This is a genomic window from Pseudarthrobacter sp. B4EP4b (assembly GCF_006680095.1).
GTDB lineage: Bacteria > Actinomycetota > Actinomycetes > Actinomycetales > Micrococcaceae > Arthrobacter.
This window is the reverse complement of record NZ_VHIJ01000016.1, coordinates 88,733-106,935: the sequence shown is the minus strand read 5'-3', so window position 1 is coordinate 106,935 and position 18,203 is coordinate 88,733. Positions and strand designations below refer to the sequence as shown.

17 protein-coding genes are annotated in these 18,203 nt (G+C 66.4%); 10 read left to right on the top strand and 7 right to left on the bottom strand.

Going from position 1 to position 18,203, the window contains the following annotated elements:
- The 4 genes from FNL14_RS06110 to FNL14_RS06095 form a co-directional block, all read right to left on the bottom strand.
- Window positions 1–886, bottom strand: an 886-nt coding sequence (locus FNL14_RS06110) for an ATP-binding cassette domain-containing protein (protein WP_142058513.1), incomplete at its 3' end; no start/stop codon positions are given.
- Window positions 883–2,973 (bottom strand): dipeptide/oligopeptide/nickel ABC transporter permease/ATP-binding protein, encoded by a 2,091-nt coding sequence (locus tag FNL14_RS06105; RefSeq protein WP_142058511.1) that lies wholly within the window; start codon window positions 2,971–2,973, stop codon window positions 883–885. The genes FNL14_RS06110 and FNL14_RS06105, both read right to left, overlap by 4 nt.
- Window positions 2,970–3,923 (bottom strand): ABC transporter permease, encoded by a 954-nt coding sequence (locus FNL14_RS06100; RefSeq protein WP_142058509.1) that lies wholly within the window; start codon window positions 3,921–3,923, stop codon window positions 2,970–2,972. The genes FNL14_RS06105 and FNL14_RS06100 overlap by 4 nt, the downstream gene beginning before the upstream one ends.
- A gap of 65 nt (window positions 3,924–3,988) precedes the next feature.
- Window positions 3,989–5,545, bottom strand: coding sequence for an ABC transporter substrate-binding protein (locus tag FNL14_RS06095; protein ID WP_142058507.1), 1,557 nt, complete (start codon window positions 5,543–5,545; stop codon window positions 3,989–3,991).
- Between the two features lie 221 nt (window positions 5,546–5,766).
- Here FNL14_RS06095 and FNL14_RS06090 point away from each other — a divergent pair, with 221 nt between their 5' ends.
- Window positions 5,767–7,053 (top strand): glycoside hydrolase family 1 protein, encoded by a 1,287-nt coding sequence (locus FNL14_RS06090; RefSeq protein ID WP_142058505.1) that lies wholly within the window; start codon window positions 5,767–5,769, stop codon window positions 7,051–7,053.
- Here FNL14_RS06090 and FNL14_RS23235 read toward each other — a convergent pair.
- From FNL14_RS23235 to FNL14_RS06075, 3 genes are all read right to left on the bottom strand, one after another.
- Complete coding sequence (locus FNL14_RS23235) at window positions 7,028–7,441, bottom strand: hypothetical protein (RefSeq protein ID WP_181762551.1); 414 nt, start codon at window positions 7,439–7,441, stop codon at window positions 7,028–7,030. The two genes, FNL14_RS06090 and FNL14_RS23235, sit on opposite strands and share 26 nt — an antisense overlap.
- A 179-nt stretch (window positions 7,442–7,620) precedes the next feature.
- Window positions 7,621–8,529, bottom strand: coding sequence for an aldose-1-epimerase (locus FNL14_RS06080; protein WP_142058503.1), 909 nt, complete (start codon window positions 8,527–8,529; stop codon window positions 7,621–7,623).
- A 25-nt stretch (window positions 8,530–8,554) separates the two neighbouring features.
- Entirely contained in the window at window positions 8,555–9,607 is a 1,053-nt protein-coding gene (locus FNL14_RS06075; RefSeq protein WP_142058501.1) for a LacI family DNA-binding transcriptional regulator, read from the bottom strand.
- A 294-nt stretch (window positions 9,608–9,901) separates the two neighbouring features.
- Between FNL14_RS06075 and FNL14_RS06070 the strand changes: the two genes are divergently transcribed.
- The 9 genes from FNL14_RS06070 (at window position 9,902) to FNL14_RS06030 (ending at window position 18,123) form a co-directional block, all read left to right on the top strand.
- Window positions 9,902–11,221 (top strand): extracellular solute-binding protein, encoded by a 1,320-nt coding sequence (locus FNL14_RS06070; protein ID WP_091419055.1) that lies wholly within the window; start codon window positions 9,902–9,904, stop codon window positions 11,219–11,221.
- Between the two features lie 5 nt (window positions 11,222–11,226).
- A complete protein-coding gene (locus FNL14_RS06065; RefSeq protein WP_142058499.1) occupies window positions 11,227–12,129 on the top strand; it encodes a carbohydrate ABC transporter permease in 903 nt (300 codons plus the stop codon).
- A complete protein-coding gene (locus tag FNL14_RS06060) occupies window positions 12,129–13,031 on the top strand; it encodes a carbohydrate ABC transporter permease (protein ID WP_142058497.1) in 903 nt (300 codons plus the stop codon). The genes FNL14_RS06065 and FNL14_RS06060 overlap by 1 nt, the downstream gene beginning before the upstream one ends.
- 13 nt (window positions 13,032–13,044) lie before the next feature.
- Window positions 13,045–14,253 carry a Gfo/Idh/MocA family protein gene (locus FNL14_RS06055; RefSeq protein WP_142058494.1) on the top strand — a complete coding sequence of 403 codons (1,209 nt, stop codon included), beginning with the start codon at window positions 13,045–13,047 and terminating at the stop codon, window positions 14,251–14,253.
- 5 nt (window positions 14,254–14,258) lie between these two features.
- On the top strand, window positions 14,259–15,263 hold the full coding sequence (locus FNL14_RS06050; RefSeq protein ID WP_142058492.1) for a sugar phosphate isomerase/epimerase: 1,005 nt from the start codon (window positions 14,259–14,261) through the stop codon (window positions 15,261–15,263).
- Window positions 15,264–15,314: 51 nt separating this feature from the next.
- A complete protein-coding gene (locus FNL14_RS06045; RefSeq protein ID WP_142058490.1) occupies window positions 15,315–16,013 on the top strand; it encodes a ThuA domain-containing protein in 699 nt (232 codons plus the stop codon).
- Entirely contained in the window at window positions 15,998–17,125 is a 1,128-nt protein-coding gene (locus FNL14_RS06040; protein ID WP_142058488.1) for a Gfo/Idh/MocA family protein, read from the top strand. The genes FNL14_RS06045 and FNL14_RS06040 overlap by 16 nt, the downstream gene beginning before the upstream one ends.
- A gap of 129 nt (window positions 17,126–17,254) precedes the next feature.
- On the top strand, window positions 17,255–17,704 hold the full coding sequence (locus FNL14_RS06035) for a helix-turn-helix transcriptional regulator (protein ID WP_142058486.1): 450 nt from the start codon (window positions 17,255–17,257) through the stop codon (window positions 17,702–17,704).
- Window positions 17,701–18,123, top strand: coding sequence for a VOC family protein (locus FNL14_RS06030; protein ID WP_142058484.1), 423 nt, complete (start codon window positions 17,701–17,703; stop codon window positions 18,121–18,123). Before FNL14_RS06035 ends, FNL14_RS06030 begins: the two co-directional genes overlap by 4 nt.
- Window positions 18,124–18,203: the final 80 nt, after the last annotated feature.

The following is an 18,203-nucleotide window of genomic DNA, read 5'->3' as shown; positions in this document are numbered from 1 at the left end:
CCGCGGCCGCTCCCGTGCGCACGCCCAGGGACTCGCGGGCCTCCCGCCGGGCGGCCTGCTCGGCGGGCCGCGGGACCGGGGACGCGGCAACGAGGGCCTGGGTGAACGGGTGCCTGGGGTTCTCGGTGACGGCGGCGGCGGGCCCGCTTTCCATCACCTGCCCGCGGTAGAGGACCACCACGCGCTGGGCCAGGAACTGGACCACGGCGATGTCGTGCGCGATGAACAGGTAGCCCAGGCCGCGCTCGTCCCGCAGGTCGGCCAGGAGGTTCAGCACCTGGGCCTGGGTGGAGAGGTCCAGGGCGCTCACGGCTTCGTCGCAGACCACCAGCTTGGGGTCGCAAATGAGGGCGCGGGCCACGGAGATGCGCTGGCGCTGGCCGCCGGAGAACTGGCTGGGGTACCGGTCAACAGCTTCGCGGGGCAGGCCCACGCGTTCCAGCATGTCCTCGGCGCGCTGCCGTGCCTCCGTGGCCCCAACCCCGCGGAGCCGGAGCGGTTCGGCGAGCGAGGAACCTACGGTGTTGCGCGGGTTCAGCGAGGAGTTGGGGTCCTGGAAGACGGCCCGCAGCTCACTTCCCAAAGCCCTGCGCTGGGACGCTCCGGCGGAGGTGATGTCCTTGCCCTGATAGGTGATGGACCCGCCGGACACCTTCTGCAGGCCCAGGATAGCCTTGCCGATGGTCGATTTGCCCGAGCCGGACTCCCCCACCAGCCCCACGGTTTCCCCGGGGGCGATGCTGAAGCTGACGCGGTCGACGGCGGCGGGAGCGGCGGCTGCCTTGCGGCCGCGTCCGTAGCGGACCACCACGTCCTTGACCTCCAGCAGGGGCTGGGCGGCGGCGGGCCGCGGCGCTTCGGGGCGGACCGAGGTTGCGGTGCTCATGCGGGATCCTTTTCAGCAGTTCGGGTTGCAGCAGCCGGGGCCTCAACCAGGTTCAGGATGTGGTGGCTGGGAACGTCCGTGGCCACCCAGTCCAGGCCTTCGACGGCGAGTTCGTCGGCCTTAACGCAGCGCACCACGCCGTCGCCGGTTCCGGAGGGAAGCAGCGGGATGGGCACCAGGCAGGCGGACCCGGCAAACTGGCAGCGGGCGGCGAACCGGCAGGTGCTCGGCCAGTCCTTGGGCTGCGGGACCTGTCCGCTGATGGTGGCGAGCCGCTCGGGCATGTCCGCTGCGTGGTTGGCGTGCGGATCCGCGGCAAGCAGGGCCAGGGTGTAGGGGTGGCGCGGGTTGTCCAGGATGCTGTCCGTCCGGCCGTTCTCCACTACTTCGCCGGCGTACATCACGGCCACCTGGTCGCAGAGGTCGGCCACCACGCCAAGATCGTGCGTCACCATCACTACGGACATTCCCGTGTCCTTTACCAGGGACCGCAGCAGCGAGAGGATCTCGGCCTGCACGGTGACGTCCAGTGCAGTGGTCGGTTCGTCCGCCACCAGCAGGCGGGGACGCCCGGCGAGCGCCAGGGCGATGGCCACGCGCTGGGCCATGCCGCCGCTGATCTGGTGCGGGTAGGTTTTGAGGATCCGGGCGGCGTCCACGATGCCCACCTTTTCCAGCAGCCCCAGGGCTTCGGCCTTCGCCTCGGCCCGGCCTATCCCGCGGAGCCGCCGGACGGTGGCGGTGAGCTGGTAGCCCACGGTGAACATGGGGTCCAGGGCGCGCATGGGTTCCTGCGAGATCAGGGCGATGCCGCGTCCGCGGATGCCTTCCATGTCCTTCTCGGTGGCCGCGGCCAGGTTCCGGCCGTTCCACAGGATCTGGCCGCCGGTCACGGAAACCCCGGAGGGCAGCAGGCCCAGGAGGGACAGCGCCGTCATGGTCTTGCCGCAACCGGATTCACCCACCAGGCCAAGGACGGTGCCGGGTTCGACGTCGAAGGAGACATCCGTGACCAGGCGGACTCCCTTGCCTGCACCCACGGAGTCCACGCCCACGGAGAGATTGCGGACGCTGAGCGTGTTCTTCGGAGCGTCCTGCGAAGCCGGTGCAGCAGCGGCCATCGCGGCGACCGCTTTGGCGCGCTGGCGCCGGGCTGACGCCGAGGGCAGGTGCGAGACGGTGGCGTTGGGCGCCTTGCCCAGCGCATTGCCGATCGCGTTGGCGGCCAGGACTGTCAGGGCCAGCACCGCGCCGGTGGGGACCATCAGCCAGGGGGCGTCGTAGACGTGCTGCGAGGCGCCCTGGATCATGCCGCCCCAGCTGGGCTGCGGGATGGGCGGGCCGAAGCCGATGAAGGCCAGGCCGGCCTGGATGAGCATGCCGACGGCGAAGATCAGGGCTGCCTGCACCACGATGGTGTTGGTCAGGCCGGGCAGCACGTGCCGGAGGCTGATGCCGGCCGTGCTGACGCCGTCCACCTTGGCGGCGTCAACGTACAGCTGGGACTGCAGGGACTTGGCCTGGCCCAGCATCACGCGGTAGATGCCTGCCGCGATCAGCACGCCCAGGATGCCCATGATCAGCGGAATGTTGGTTCCCACGGCGCCGATGACGGCCAGGATGATCACTGTGCCGGGCAGGGACATCATGATTTCGGTGACGCGGCTGATGACAGTTTCCACGCGTTCGCCGGCGGCTGCGGCCAGCATCGCCAGCAGGGTTCCGAGGCCGACGGCGACAATCACCGTGATCATGGACGTCCCCAGCGTGCCGGCCGCCGAAGCGAAGATGCGGCTGAGGAGGTCCCGGCCCAGTTCGTCGGTGCCGAGCCAGTGGGCGGCGGTGGGTCCGGAGAGGACGGCGGTGAAGTCCTGGTCCTCGGTCTTGAACGGCAGCCACAGCGGCGCGGTGAGGGAGGCAACCACGAGAGCGGCCAGCCAGACCACGCCGGCGATGCTCGCCGGCGAGGCGAACAGCTTGCTGCCGGAGAACTTCCTGGCCGCGCTTCGGCGCGGGGCCTTGGGAAGGACGGCAGCCGCCGTCGGCTCCGCTGAATCTGCAGGTGCGGGGGCAACGTTGGGGATCATGAGGCACGCAACTTCGGGTCGAGGAACTTGGTGGCGAGTTCCAGCACCAGGTTCACGGCGACCACCACCACGGTGGCGATCACCACGACGCCCTGGACGGACGGGGCGTCATGGGTGCTGACGGAGTTCTGGACGGCCTGGCCCAGGCCCGGCATGGCGAACAGCTGCTCGGCAATGACCGAACCGCCGAAAAGCTGGATGAACTGGAGCGCGATGCCGGCCACGATGGGGAGGCTGGCGTAGCGCAGGGCGTGGATGTAGAGGATTTTCCAGGTGGGGGTGGCCGTGGCGCGGAGGGTCCGGATGTGTTCCTGCTGGAGCGCTTCGAGCATGGAGGCCCTGGTCTGGCGGGCGATGAACGCTCCGCCGCCCACGGCCAGGGTGATCACCGGCAGTGCCAGGGACAGCGCCCAGTCCTGGGGTGAGACCTCGAACGGGACGTAGCCGGTGGCGGGGAAGACGGAGGACTGGACCGCCAGGAGGTAGACGAAGATGATGCCGATCCAGAACGCCGGAAGGGCTACGGCCATGCCGGCCACACCGCCGATGATCCGGTCAACGGTTCCGCCGCGGACAGCCGCGGTGACGCCCAGGGCGATGCCGAGGACTGCGCTGAGGAGCGTGGCGCCGGCGGCCAGCGAGGCCGTGACGGGGAGCCTGCTGGCCAGGTCCGCGCTGACGGAACGGCCGTCGATGAGCGATATACCGAGGTCGCCCTGGACTGCGGCGCCGAGCCAGCTGATGAACTGGACCAGGAGCGGATCGTTCCAGCCGAGACGCTGGTTGACTTCGTCGATGGCTTCCTGGGAGGCGCCGGCGCCGAGGGACACGGCGCCCGGGCTGCCCGGCATTGCGTGCACCAGCAGGAACGCCAGTACCGCAACCACCAGCACGGTGGCCAGCGCCATCAGCAGGCGCTTGGTGATGAATAGTGCCATGGTGACCTCCATCGATCAGGCCCTGCCGGGCGGGCCCTCCTCCTTGGTGGGGAGTGCCCGTCCGGCAGGTGCGGGTATCAGCTGGCCGGCTTGTAGGACGAGAGGAGCGGGTAGGCGTTGGTTCCGGCGAACTCCACCGGTGCCACCTTCTTGGTGTTGTAGCCCTGGTTGGTGAGGGCCTCGTACAGCGGGATCATCCAGCCGGATTCCACCAGGCGGGTGTTCAGCTTGGTGGCCGCGGCCTTGACGGCGGCGTCGTCCTTCGCGGCGGCCAGCTCGCCGGTGGCTGCGCTGAGCTGTTCGTCGGTGGCTTTCTGCACGTTGGTGAAACCGTTCAGGATGGCGCCGTACATCACGCCCACGGGGTTGTCCCAGTTCAACGGCGCGTAGCCCAGGGGCGTGGTGGCGACGGCGGCGAAGGCTTCGTCAGTGGACGAGGCCATCTTCACGTTCATGGTGATGCCGACGGCGGCGAGGTCCTTCTGGACGGCCTGCAGGTCTGTCTGGGTTTGGGCGCTGGCGATGATGGTGAAGTCGAAGCCGTTCGGGTAGCCGGCTTCGGCCAGCAGGCTCTTGGCCTTCCCGGGGTTGTAGGCGAACGTGGTTTCGATGTCCTTGCTGAAGCCTGCGGAGTCCTTGGGCAGGGCGTTCCAGGCCGGGATGTCACCCTTGTGCAGGGCGTCCACCAGTGCCTGGCGGTTAATGGCGTACTGGATGGCCTGGCGGACCTTTTCCTCGGCGAATGCCGGGGCGGTCTTGCCGATCTTGTCGAAGGAAATCATGGTGTTGACGGTCCCGCCGATCTGGGACACGCCCACACCCTTGGACTTGGCGAAGTCAACGGTGGAGGAGGTCAGCATGGCCACGTCCGCCTGGCCGGAGACCAGGGCGTTGGCGCGGGCCTGGGGGTCCTGGACCACGCTGAAGATCACCTTTTTGAAGGCGTACTTGGAGGCTTCGGGGCTCTTCTCGTTCTTCACCAGCACGTACTTGTTGCCCTTCACCGTGGAAGCATCCAGGGTGTAGGGGCCTGAACCGTCAGGGGTGGCGGCGAGGCTGGCGGAGTCAGTGACGCCGTTCTTGCCCACGATCATGCCTGTGGTGGATGCCAGGTTCTTTTCGAAGCCCGGCTGCGGCGCGGCGAAGGTCAGGGCCACCTGGGTGGGACTGATTACGTCCACCGACGTGATTTCCTGCGCGCCGCCCTTGGCGACGGCGGAGTAGGCGCTGAGCGCAGGATCGGACCGGCGGTCCAGGTTGGCCTTGACCAGTTCAGCATCGAGCTTGGAGCCGTCCGTGAAGGTCACGCCGTCCGTGAGGGTCAGCGTCAGGATGGTGTTATCCCCGTTGTAGTTGAACTCCTTGGCCAGGCCCGGGCCTGCCGAGCCATCGGGCTGCAGCGTCATCAGGCTCTCGTAGAGGCCCTCGAAGAACTGCCGCTGGGCAGCTGAAACCCGCAGGGGATCAAAGCCGAACGAGGCCGAGTCACTGTCGATGGCGAGCGTCAGGGAGCTGGTGTCTGCCTTGGCGGTGGCCTGGCTGGAGCCGCCGCCGCAGGCGGTCAATGATCCCAGCAGGAGCGCTCCGGCCAGAACGGCGGAGCTCGCACGGGCGGTGGAGTTCAGGAGTTTCATGTAGTGCGCCTTTGCATTCTGATGTGACAACGGAGGGAATGTCTTGGGGCTGGCTGCTGGCCGGCTCCTTCCAAGCATCAAGCGGTGGCTGCAGGCGCTCACATGAGAATGTCATTGATTGAAAAAGTATTGTGGCCCCGGTCACGCAGGCGGTCAGGATGGAAAGCCAGGGCAGAGAGGCCCCGTGCGCTGTACGTCGGCGCTGAACCGAAAGGAACTACATGACCACCGCATCAGCATTCCCGCAGGACTTCCTCTGGGGCGTCGCCACCGCCGGGCACCAGGTGGAGGGGAACAACGTCAACAGCGACACCTGGTTCCTCGAACACCTGCCGGGCAGCATGTTCTCCGAGCCGTCCGGGGATGCCGTGGACCACTATCACCGCTACCGCAAGGACATCGCCCTGATCGCGGACCTCGGGTTCACCAGCTACCGCTTTTCGATTGAGTGGGCGCGCGTTGAGCCGGAGGAGGGGCTGTTCTCGCAGGCCGAACTGGACCATTACCGCCGCATGCTGGAGGCTTGCCACGAGCGCGGCCTCACCCCCGTGGTGACGTTCCACCACTTCACGTCCCCGCGCTGGCTCCTGGCCTTGGGCGGGTGGGAAGGCCCGCGCACCGCTGAGCTCTTTGCCCGCTACTGCGACCGGGTGATGGCGCACCTGGGCGACCTGATCGGCGTCGCGTGCACCTTGAATGAACCCAACCTGCCGTGGCTGCTGGAGTCCTTCGGCATCGGCGGCGTGGCCCCGGAAAACCGCGGTTCAGTACCCGTGTGGGCGGCGGCAGCCGACCGCCTTGGCGTTGATGCCAGCACCGTTGCCCCGTTCCAGTTCTGCTCCACGGAGGCCGGGTTCGACGTGAAGGTGGCGGCGCACCGGGCAGGCACCGCGGTCATCAAGGCGCACCGGCCGGACCTGCTGGTGGGCTGGACGCTTGCCAACTCCGACATTCAGTCCATCGACGGCGGCGAGGAACTTGCGGAAAAGGTCCGCCGCGGCGTGAACGAGCGCTTCCTCGAGGCGTCACGCGGCGACGACTTTGTGGGGATCCAGACCTATGGCCGCACCGTGTACGGCCCGGACGGGCACGCACCGGCGCCCGAAGGGGTTCCCACGAACCAGATGGGCGAGGAGATCTACCCGCAGGCCCTTGAAGCCACCATTCGGGAAGCCCACCGGATCGCCGGCATTCCCGTGATGGTCACGGAAAACGGCCTGGCCACCGAGGACGACACCCAGCGGGTGGACTACCTGCGTACTGCCGTCGAGTGCGTGGCGTCCTGCCTGGCGGACGGCATCGACGTCCGCGGCTACATCGCCTGGACGGCCTTCGATAATTTTGAGTGGGTGTTCGGCTACGGGCCAAAGTTCGGCCTCATCGGCGTAGACCGGGAGACCCAGGAACGGACGCCCAAGGAGAGCGCACGCTGGCTGGGCCGCCAGGCGCAGGTGCGGACGGCCCAGGCAGAAGACGCCGAGGTCAGCAGGGCACCCCAGCCGGCCTGACCGCCGTCGTGCATTCCACAGGCACCCGGTGCACGTCCGCCTCACCGTGAACGGAACCGGTGAGGGCCTCCACCACGGCAAGCTGGCCGGTGGTGTCCGGGACGCCGGGGAATTGAACCTGCGGCTCCTCAGCCGGCACCACCGGCTGGGGAGCCGCAGAGCGCATGCGGAAAAGGGCGATGGCGGAGATCAGGAACCAGGCCACGTTGGTGACCACGGAAGGCCAGGCCTCGTGGACGGTGCCGTTGATGATGAAGGCGACGGCGCCGAACAGGTTTGCAGTCTGGAAACCTTTGCCGGCCTTCAGCCAGCCCATGGAGACGGCGAGGTAGGCGCTGAGGATCGCAGCCGCGCCGGCCCAGCCGGCGATTTCCCACAGCAGTTCCATGGTGTCCTTTCAGGGCCTGCCAGCCGGAGCCGGGCAGGGGTGATGAGGGTTTTGAAGGTTGGTTGTGCCGGACAAACCGTTGACTCGAGCCCGGGAGGGCGAGGACCTCGTTTGTTGGTCGGCGGGATAATCATACCTGCCGGAAGGGGCGGTTAACTCCACCTCTGCGGCTGCCGCCTTCAGCCGTCCACAGCGTGGATCCTGCAGGCCAGCGAGTGTGACTGTCCCGGCGCCAGGACAACCAGGTCCTGGCCGGAATTGAAGGCATCGGGCGGGCAGGTCATGGGCTCCACAGCGAGCCCTTTCCGGCCCCGCAGCTCCCCTGAGTAGAGCTGCAGCCAAGGGGCATCCGTACCCGTTGATTCCACCACCGCCGAAAGCTGCCGGGCCGGGTGCCGCAGCCGGACGTCCCATGCCCCCTCGGGGAGGGCAGTGAAGGCGTGGTCGAGTTGCTGCCCAGCCAGTATGCGGGCCTGGGAGAAGTCGAACTCCGTGCCCGCGATGTCCCGGAGCTCGGTGGGCTGGAGTTTTTCATCCGTCATCAGCACCTTGCCCGCGCGGAATGTCAGCTCACACGTGGAGATGTCCCCGCCCACGGTGATGTAGGGGTGAGAGCCGCAGCCATAGGGGGCGGGGGCGGTTCCCTGGTTCCTGGCCCCGAGTTCGATGGACAGCCCGGTCTCTGCGTCCAGCGCGTAACGGGCCGTCAGCGCGAGCTGGAACGGGTAACCCGGCTCGCCGTGCAGCAGGTGCGTCAGCACCACCTCGGCATCCGAGCGCCGTTCCACCTGCCAGGCATTCCACAGGGCCAGCCCATGCAGGGCGCTGCCGGTGCCCGCCTCGTTCACCGGCAGTTCGAAACGCTGCCCGGCAAAGCTGTAGGCGCCGCCGGCCACCCTGTTCGGCCAGGGCATCAGCACCTTTCCTGCATAGGCCGGGGGCAGTTCGTCCGCCGGGAAGGGCAGGACAAGGTCCGTGCCACCGAAGGACAAGCTCACCAGCCCCGCCCCCACGCTCGCGACAGTTGCCTCGTAGTCCCCCGCGCGAAGGACGGTCAGCTCACCGTTGGGAGGAGTGTTGGATGACATGGGTGTTCCTTTCGAAAAGCCGGGCTCAGGCCGCGGGCGGTGCTGTGGTGTCTCGGACGATCACCTGCGTGGCCAGCTCAACCCGGCGGGAATCCAGGACCTCGCCGCGGGCCTGGCGGAGCAATGACCGCAATGCCGTCCGGCCCATTTCCTCGAGCGGCTGGGACACTGAGGTGAGGGCCGGGACCGACTCCTCGCCCTGGATTGTCCCGTCGAACCCGATGAGGCTCAGCTGCTCGGGGATCCTGACTCCCTGGCGGGCTGCTTCGCCCAGGACACCCAACGCGATGCTGTCGCTCGCGGCAAAGATGGCCGTTGGCCGCTGGTCGAGCTTGAGCAGGGCCTGCAGCCCCGCAGTTCCGCTGTCGCGGCGGAACCTGCCGCCGGAAACGATGTACTGGGGATCCACAGGGACGCCGTGTGCCGTCAGGGCGGCCATATAGCCGTGCAGCCGCGCCTGGTTGCATTCAGCCTGTTCGATGCCGCCGATGTAGGCGATGCGCCGGTGCCCCAGCTCCAGTAGGTGTTCGGTTGCGGACTTGCCGCCTGCCCAGTTGGTGGCACCGACGCTGACCACGTCCGCCGGGGGCGGGTTGAGCGGGTCAATCACGACGACGGGCAGCTTGCGGCGCCGGAACGCCTGCAGTTGCGCCTCGCCGAAGGCTGATGTCACCACAATCATTCCCGCCCTGCCCTCGTCCACCATCCGCTGGGCACGCCGCTCAGGGCTTTGCGCCGTGGAAGCCATGCCCGATGCCGCCGGCCCGGTGGCGCTGATGAGGACTTCAACGTCTGCTTTCGCGGCGAACTGCAATATGCCGTCAAGGACTTCAACGGTGTAGGCGGCGGTGAGCACGTCCACCACCACCTCCACGACAGTGCTGGTCTTCGTTGCGGTGCGGCGCTGCAGGGGCGACTGGTACCCGGCCTGTTCAAGTGCGGCAAGGACCCGCGCACGGGTTTCAGGCGCGACATCCTCCCGGCCGTTCACCACTTTGGAAACCGTGGGTGTTGAAACCCCGGCCTGCAGGGCAACAGCTGCCAGGGTGGTTTTTTCCGGCCGCACATTTGTAGCCAAGGGTCAGTCCCGTCTTTCGAAATATTTCGATAGGTCCAATACTGCATCCAACAGAGCAACGGCGTCAACGGTGCAGTAAATCCAGCGCAAATATCGCAGGAACGACCCCTTGACTGTGATGCGCCTCACCGTTAGATTTGCTTCACCGGTCGCAAGCTTTTCGAAAAGTTTCGAATATTGTCAGTGCGGCCCAGAACCGAATTGATGCAGGCATCCGCTTCGAAGCCGAAGTGCATGCCCGCGTTACACGTTACCGGGACCCAGCGTTGAGCCCGGAGGATGAACGGAAGCGAAATGAACATTCGAAAGTTGCGCTCGGCAGCCATGGCAATTTCCGCTGCGGGAGTGGCAATCAGCCTGGCCGCCTGCGGTTCTGCAGGTCCTGCCGGTTCAAACGTGAGCAGTGACGCGGCCACCATGTGGGGCCTTACCGGCGGCAACCAGCCGGTCCTGCAGAAGTCCGTGGACGACTGGAACCAGGCAAATCCGGACAAGTCGATCAAGCTCGACTTCTTCGCCAACGATGCTTACAAAACCAAGGTCCGCACCGCCGTCGGTGCCGGCGAAGGCCCCACCTTCATCTACGGCTGGGGCGGCGGCGTACTGAAGTCGTACGTGGACGCCGGGCAGGTGGATGACCTGTCCGGTTTCCTGAAGGACAACCCGGAGGTCAAGGACCGCTACCTTCCCTCTGTATTGAAGAACGGCGAGGTGGACGGCAAAACCTACGCCCTGCCGAACAACAACGTGCAGCCTGTGGTCCTCTATTACAACAAGGAAGCCTTCGACAAGGCGGGCGCGCAGCCTCCCAAGACATGGGACGAACTGATGGCCCTCGTGCCGAAATTCAAGGACGCCGGCATCGCCCCGTTCTCGCTCGGCGGCCAGTCAAAATGGCCGGACCTGATGTGGCTTGAGTACCTCGTCGAGCGCATCGGCGGACCGGAAGTCTTCGCCAACATCGCGGCCAATAAGCCCGGCGCGTGGTCAGACCCGGCAGTAAAAGAGGCACTCACCAAGATCCAGGAGCTGGTTGACGCCGGCGGATTCATCAACGGCTTCTCGTCCATTGCCGCGGACAGCAACGCTGACCAGGCTCTCATGTACACGGGCAAGTCAGCCATGATCCTGCAGGGCGGCTGGATCTACCAGGGCATGAAGAAGGATGCTGCGGACTTCGTCAAGAGCGGCAAGCTTGGCTACACCACGTTCCCCACGGTGCCCGGGGGCAAGGGCGACCCCGCCAACGTTGTGGGCAACCCGTCCAACTTCTGGTCCATCTCCGCCAAAGCAACGGACGCCCAGAAGAAGGCCGCCCTGGACTACGTCAAGGACGGGATGTTCACCGATGCCAACACCGATGCCCTGATCAACTCCGGAGCCGTGCCCGTGGTCCAAGGCATCGAAAGCAAACTCGAAGCCTCGCCGGACAAGGATTTCCTGACGTTCGTCTACGGGCTGGCCAAGAACGCCCCCAGCTTTACGCTCTCCTGGGACCAGGCGCTGAGCCCGGCGCAGGGTGATGCGATGCTCTCCAACCTGGACCAGATCTTCCTGAAGAAGATCACCCCGGAACAGTTCATCACCACGATGAACGCCACGGTGGGGAAGTAGCAACCGTGGCATCTCCAGTTACTGCTGGCCGAGGGGTCCGCGACGCGGGCCCCTCGGGGTGGCTGGCCGCTCCGGCGCTGATCTTCTTCCTCGTATTTGCGGTGGTCCCGCTCATCGGGGTGGTCTTCCTGAGCTTCACCAGCTGGAACGGCCTGGGCGAAATCAAACTGGACGGACTGTCCAGCTGGACCACCGTCCTGACCGATCCCGTGACAGGCAACGCCCTGGTAGTGACGGCCAAAATCATGTTCTTCTCGTTCATCGTCCAGGCACCGGTCAGCCTGCTCCTGGGCGTCTTCACGGCGGGCGCCCAGAAATACCGTGCCGCCCTGGCCGTGCTCTACTTCCTGCCCCTGCTGCTCTCCTCCGCCGCAGTTGCCATCGCCTTCAAAGCCCTGCTGGATCCGAACTTCGGCCTGGGCCCGGGGTTCGGGCTTCCCGCCCTGGCCCAGGACTGGCTCGGGAATTCGGACCTGGTGCTGTTCGTGGTGGTCTTCGTCATCGCGTGGCAGTTTGTTCCCTTTCACACGCTGATTTACCAGGGAGGCGTGCGGCAGATCCCGGCGTCGCTCTATGAGGCAGCAGAGATTGACGGCGCCGGACGGTTCCGGCAGTTCTGGAGCATCACGCTGCCCCAGCTGAAGTACACGATCATCACCTCGTCCACCCTGATGGTGGTGGGAAGCCTGGCGTACTTCGACCTCATTTTCGTGCTCACCGGCGGAGGACCCGGCTACAGCACCCGGCTGCTCCCGCTGCACATGTACCTGACGGGGTTCAAAGCCAACGACATGGGAGCGGCGAGCGCCCTGGGCGTGATGCTCGTTGTGATCGGCCTCGGACTGGCCCTGCTGCTGCAGCGCCTGGGCGGCAAGAACCGCAATGCAAGCCAATTGGAAGGTGCCTGATGGCGTCCACAACTCAACTCCCGGTTCCTCCTTCGGCCGCCAGCAGCATCGCCGCGGAACCTGTTATCCGCAGCAAGGGGCCGGGACGGCTGCGTCCGAACCTTCTGGGCGGCCTGGGAGGCTGGCTTTGGCTCGCGATCATCATCGTCCCGATCTACTACGTGGTGATCACCAGCTTCAAGAACCAGGCAGGCTTTTTTACGTCCAACCCGATGCTTCCGTCAACGGAGCCGACGCTGGACAACTACAAGCTGGTGCTGGAGAACAATTTTGTCCGCTACTTCACCAACAGCCTGATCGTCACGCTTGGCACGGTGCTCCCGGCTCTGCTGGTGTCATTTATGGCCGCCTACGCAATCGTCCGCGGCAGGGGCCGGTTCCTGTCCATGACGAACAACCTGTTCCTCCTGGGCCTGGCCATCCCGCTCCATGCCACCATCATCCCCATCTACTGGATGATCACCCGGGCGCACCTGTATGACACCCTGCTCGCCCTGATCCTGCCGTCCGTGGCGTTTGCCATCCCGGTCAGCGTGCTCATCCTGTCCAACTTCATGCGCGATGTCCCGAACGAGTTGTTCGAATCGATGCGGCTGGATGGCTGCTCGGACTGGGCCATGATGTGGCGGCTCGCCCTCCCCATGACCAAACCGGCCGTCATCACTGTGGGTATCTATAACGCCCTGCATGTCTGGAACGGCTTCCTCTTCCCGCTGATCCTGACCCAAAGCCCCGCCACCAGGGTCCTGCCGTTGTCGCTCTGGACTTTCCAGGGAGAGTTCAGCGTCAATATCCCCGCGATCCTGGCCTCCGTGGTCCTGGCGACGCTCCCCCTCCTGGTGATTTACGTCGTCGCGCGCCGCCAACTGCTCGCCGGCCTCACAGCCGGCTTCAGCAAGTAGAAAGGACACTTACATGACCAGCGAAAAGCCACTGCGCGTCGGCATGGTGGGCTATGCCTTTATGGGCGCCGCCCACTCGCATGCCTGGCGCACCGCACCGCGGTTCTTTGATCTGCCGCTGCAGCCCCAGCTGGCCGCGGTGGCCGGCAGGAATGCCGACGGCGTCCGGGCCGCCGCGGACAAGCTCGGCTGGGAGTCGGTTGAGACAGACTGGCGGCGCCTGATCGAGCGGGACGACATCGACCTGATCGATATCTGCACGCCGGGCGATACCCATGCCGAGATTGCGATCGCCGCCCTGGAGGCCGGCAAGCACGTACTGTGCGAAAAGCCGCTGGCCAATTCCGTGGAGGAAGCTGAGAGGATGACCCTTGCGGCGGAATCCGCCGCCAAGCAGGGCGTCGCTTCGATGTGCGGCTTCAGCTACCGGCGCACCCCCGCCCTGGCACTGGCCAAGCGGTTCGTGGACCAGGGCCGGCTGGGCGAGATCCGGCACGTCCGCGCGCAATATCTGCAGGACTGGCTCTCGGACGAGAATGCCCCCATGACGTGGCGGCTGGATAAGAGCAAGTCCGGGTCCGGCTCCCTGGGCGATATCGGGGCGCACAGCATCGACGCCGCCCAATGGGTCACCGGGCTGAACATCACCGGCGTCTCGGCACTGCTCGAAACGTTCGTGCCGCAGCGGCCGCTCGCCGGGGACCTCGTAGGCCTGGGCGGGCACGGCGACCTCAGCAGCGACACTCCCCGCGGCAGCGTCACGGTGGACGATGCTGCCATCTTCAGTGCCCGCTTTGAAGACACAAAGTTCGACGGCGGAGCTGCCTCCACAGGCGCCGTGGGCGTCTTCGAAGCCACCCGATACGCGCTGGGCCGGAAGAACGCCATGCGCCTGGAGGTCAACGGCAGCAAGGGGTCACTGGCCTTCGACTTCGAGGACATGAACGTCCTGTCCTTCTACGACGCAGCCGAATCCCCCGACGCCGGCTTCCGCAAGATCTACGTCACCGAGCCCGAGCACCCCTACGTCGGCAACTGGTGGCCCACCGGCCACGGGCTGGGGTATGAACACGGCTTCACACACCAGGTGGTGGACCTGGTCACGGCCATTGGCGAAGGCCGCCAGCCGGAACCCTCTTTCGCCGATGCCCTGCAGGTCCAGCGTGTCCTGGCAGCCGTGGAGTCCAGCGCCGCCAACTCCAGCCAGTGGCAGAAAGTCTAGAAACGATGACACGACCAATCACCCTGTTTACCGGCCAGTGGGCCGACCTGCCGTTTGAAGAGGTGGCCCGGCTCGCCGGCGAGTGGGGCTTTGACGGGCTGGAGATCGCCTGCTGGGGAGACCACCTGGACCCGCGACGGGCGGCAGAGGACGACAACTACCTCCAGGGCCGGCTGGACATCCTGGAAAAGAACAACCTCCAGGTCTTCGCCATCGCCAACCACCTCACCGGCCAGGCCGTGTGCGACGATCCCATCGATGAACGCCACCAGGGCATCCTGTCCGCGGAAATCTGGGGCAACGGCGATCCGGAGGGCGTCCGCGCCCGGGCCGCCGAGTCGATGAAGGACACCGCACGGGCCGCCGCCAGGCTCGGCGTGAAAACGGTCACCGGGTTCACCGGGTCATCCATCTGGAAGGCCGTCGCGATGTTCCCGCCCGCGCCAGAGTCAATGATCGACGCCGGCTACCGGGACTTCGCGGACCGCTGGAACCCCATCCTGGACGTCTTCGAGGAAGAGGGTGTCCGGTTCGCCCTGGAAGTCCACCCCTCCGAGATCGCCTACGACTACTGGACCACCAAACGCACGCTGGAAGCCATCGGGCACCGCAGCAGCTTCGGGCTGAACTTCGACCCCTCCCACTTCATCTGGCAGGACCTGGACCCCGTGATGTTCCTGCAGGACTTCGCCGGACACATCCTCCACGTCCACGTGAAGGAGTCCGTCCGCCAGCTCGATGGCCGCAACGGACGGCTGGGCTCACACCTCGCGTGGGCGGATCCCCGCCGCGGCTGGGACTTCGTCACTGCAGGCCACGGCGACGTGCAGTGGAACCGCATCTTCCGGACCCTGAACGCGATCGGCTATGACGGCCCCACCAGCATCGAGTGGGAGGACGCCGGCATGGACCGCCTCGTCGGGGCACCGCAGGCGCTGGCCATGCTGCAGGAACTGGCCCGGATCGCCCCACCCGCAGCAGCCTTCGACGCCGCCTTCTCCAGCCGCTGACCCGACCTGTGCCGGCAAAACAAAAGCCGGCAGCCAACCAAAGGAAACCCAATGACAGAACCCAAAAATGCCCTGGTGGTCCGCGGCGGCTGGGACGGCCACCAGCCCTACGAGGCCACCGAGCTGTTCATCCCCTACCTCAAGGACAACGGCTACCACGTCCGCGTGGAGGAATCCCCGAAGGTCTACGCCGACGCCGAATACATGGCCGGCGTGGACCTGATCATGCAGTGCATGACCATGACCACCATCGAAAAGGACGAGTTCGCCGGGCTGCGGACGGCGGTGGAAAACGGTACCGGCCTGGCCGGCTGGCACGGCGGGATCGCCGATTCCTACCGCAACAACTCCGACTACCTCCACCTGATCGGCGGCCAGTTCGCCTGCCACCCGGGCAAGCACCCGGACGAGTGCATCGGCGAGCAGTCTGACAACTACGTGCCCTACACCGTGAACATGCTGCCCGCGGCCGCGGAACACCCCATCACCCAGGGCATCAAGGACTTCGACCTGGTCACCGAACAGTACTGGGTCCTCTCCGACGACTACATCGACGTCCTCGCCACCACCACCCAAAAGGTCCGGGAATGGGACCCCTGGAACCGCGAAGTCACCTCCCCCGCCATCTGGACCCGCCAATGGGGCAAGGGCCGCATCTTCGTCGCCACCCCCGGCCACCGGGTCGAAATCCTCCAGGACACCAACGTCCGCACCATCATCGAAAGGGGCCTGCTGTGGGCAAGCCGTTAAAAGTAGGAATCGTTGGCTGCGGCGCCATCATCGCGCAGTACCTCACCAACTTCCGCAAGCTCCAGGACCTGGAACTTGTAGCGGTGGCGGACCTGGATCCAGCTCGCGCCCAGGCGGTGGCGGAGCAGTACGACGGCGTCCGCGCCGTTTCCGTGGACGAACTCCTCGCCGCGGACGACGTCGAGCTGGTCCTGAACCTCACCATCCCCGCAGCGCACGCCGAGGTGGCGCTGAAAGCCATTGCAGCGGGCAAAAGCGTGTACGGCGAGAAGCCCCTCGCCGCCACCACCGCGGAGGCACGGACGGTGCTGGAGGCAGCGCGGGAGGCCGGGGTCGTCGTCGGCTGCGCGCCTGACACGGTACTGGGCACCGGCATCCAGACCGCCCGCAAGGCGATCGATGACGGCCTGATCGGCGCACCCATCTCCGCCTCCGCCACTATGGTGACCCCCGGCCACGAGCGCTGGCACCCGAACCCGGACTTCTACTACCAGCCCGGCGGCGGGCCGCTCCTGGACATGGGCCCCTACTACGTCACGGCCCTGGTGACCCTGCTGGGCCCGGTGGTCTCGGTGACGGGCGCGGCGAGCCACACGCGCAGCGAACGGACCATCGGCTCCGGCCCCCGGCAGGGCGAAAAGGTCCCCGTTGCGATCGACTCCCACGTCACCGGCGTCCTGACGCACGCTTCCGGCGCGCTCTCCACCCTGTTCATGAGCTTCGACGCCGTGAAGTCCAAGTCCCCGAACATTGAGATCCACGGCGAACACGGCTCCCTGGTGGTGCCGGACCCCAACCATTTCGACGGCGACGTCCAGCTGTTCTCCCTGGGCGCCGATGCGTGGGAGACCCTCCCCGTGTCCGCCGGCTACGTTGACTCAGGGCGCGGCTTCGGCATCGCCGACCTCGCCGCCACCCCGGAAGGTGCCGAGCCCCGCGCGGGCGGCACCCTGGCCTTCCATGTCCTTGAGGTGATGGAGTCAGTGCTGGAGTCGGCCCACACCGGTTCCTCAGTGCGCATCAGCAGCACAGTAGAGCGGCCTGCCGGCGTCGAATTGACCGTCCTTACGGGGGACGTGCGCGAACTCCAGGCGCAGGAGGCTGCTTCCTAGCCAAAGCGCCGGCTTGCGCCCAGCCGGGCAGGGTCCGTGAAAGCGGTCCCTGCCCGGCATTGTGCTGTGTCAGGTCCGCAGGTTCCGGGACTCTGGACAACTCCGCCGGGCCGTAGCACGATCTGAAGTGTGACCTCCAGCCCCCTCTCCGACGCCCGCCTCCGTGAGCTTACGGATCTTCGCCGCGTCAAGGACCGGATCGACCGGGAATATGCGCAGCCGCTGGACGTCGAGTCCCTGGCCCGCGGCGTCCACATGTCCGCCGGGCACCTGAGCCGCCGCTTCAAGGCTGCGTACCAGGAATCGCCCTACAGCTACCTCATGACCCGGCGCATCGAGCGGGCCATGGCGCTGCTCCGCCGCGGTGACCTTTCCGTCACGGACGTGTGTTTCGCCGTCGGCTGTTCCTCGCTGGGAACCTTCAGCACCCGCTTCACGGAGCTTGTGGGTATGCCGCCCAGCGTCTACAAACAGGAGGCAGAAATGTCGACGGCGGGCATTCCCGCGTGCGTGGCGAAACAGGTCACCAGACCGGTCAGGAATCGAGAAGCGCCCATGCAGGAGCCGCAACTAGCATGACTGCCATGAACAAGATCAGCATTTCCTCAACCTTCCTTCCGCACACCGATCCCGACGCCTCCCTGGCGTTCTACCGCGACGCCCTGGGCTTCGAGGTCCGTAACGATGTTGGCCGCGGCACCATGCGCTGGATCACGGTGGGCCCTGCAGGGCAGCCGGATGTTTCCATCGTCCTGCACCCGCCGGCCGTGGATCCCGGCATCACCGACGACGAACGCCGCACCATCGCCGAAATGATGGCCAAGGGCACCTACGCCACCGTGATCCTGTCCGCCCCGGACGTGGACGCCGCGTTCGCCTCGGTGGAGGCCACCGGAGCCGACGTGGTCCAGGAACCCGTTGACCAGCCCTACGGAATCCGTGACTGCGCCTTCCGCGACCCGGCCGGCAACACCGTCCGCATCAACCAGCAGCCCTGAGCTGCGAGGATAGGAACCAGCGGCACGAGGGGGAGGCTGCGGGCGCGGCCTCCCCCTCGCAGGACATATTGCAGCCCGAC

Bases quoted from the DNA above. Each gene is read 5' to 3' on its own strand.
- FNL14_RS06095 (WP_142058507.1), bottom strand. From the start codon at position 5,545: ATGAAACTCCTGAACTCCACCGCCCGTGCGAGCTCCGCCGTTCTGGCC.
- FNL14_RS06060 (WP_142058497.1), top strand. From the start codon at position 12,129: ATGGCGTCCACAACTCAACTCCCGGTTCCTCCTTCGGCCGCCAGCAGC.
- FNL14_RS06090 (WP_142058505.1), top strand. From the start codon at position 5,767: ATGACCACCGCATCAGCATTCCCGCAGGACTTCCTCTGGGGCGTCGCC.
- FNL14_RS06050 (WP_142058492.1), top strand. From the start codon at position 14,259: ATGACACGACCAATCACCCTGTTTACCGGCCAGTGGGCCGACCTGCCG.
- FNL14_RS06080 (WP_142058503.1), bottom strand. From the start codon at position 8,529: ATGTCATCCAACACTCCTCCCAACGGTGAGCTGACCGTCCTTCGCGCG.
- FNL14_RS06030 (WP_142058484.1), top strand. From the start codon at position 17,701: ATGACTGCCATGAACAAGATCAGCATTTCCTCAACCTTCCTTCCGCAC.
- FNL14_RS06100 (WP_142058509.1), bottom strand. From the start codon at position 3,923: ATGGAGGTCACCATGGCACTATTCATCACCAAGCGCCTGCTGATGGCG.
- FNL14_RS06045 (WP_142058490.1), top strand. From the start codon at position 15,315: ATGACAGAACCCAAAAATGCCCTGGTGGTCCGCGGCGGCTGGGACGGC.
- FNL14_RS06055 (WP_142058494.1), top strand. From the start codon at position 13,045: ATGACCAGCGAAAAGCCACTGCGCGTCGGCATGGTGGGCTATGCCTTT.
- FNL14_RS23235 (WP_181762551.1), bottom strand. From the start codon at position 7,441: ATGGAACTGCTGTGGGAAATCGCCGGCTGGGCCGGCGCGGCTGCGATC.
- FNL14_RS06105 (WP_142058511.1), bottom strand. From the start codon at position 2,973: ATGATCCCCAACGTTGCCCCCGCACCTGCAGATTCAGCGGAGCCGACG.
- FNL14_RS06070 (WP_091419055.1), top strand. From the start codon at position 9,902: ATGAACATTCGAAAGTTGCGCTCGGCAGCCATGGCAATTTCCGCTGCG.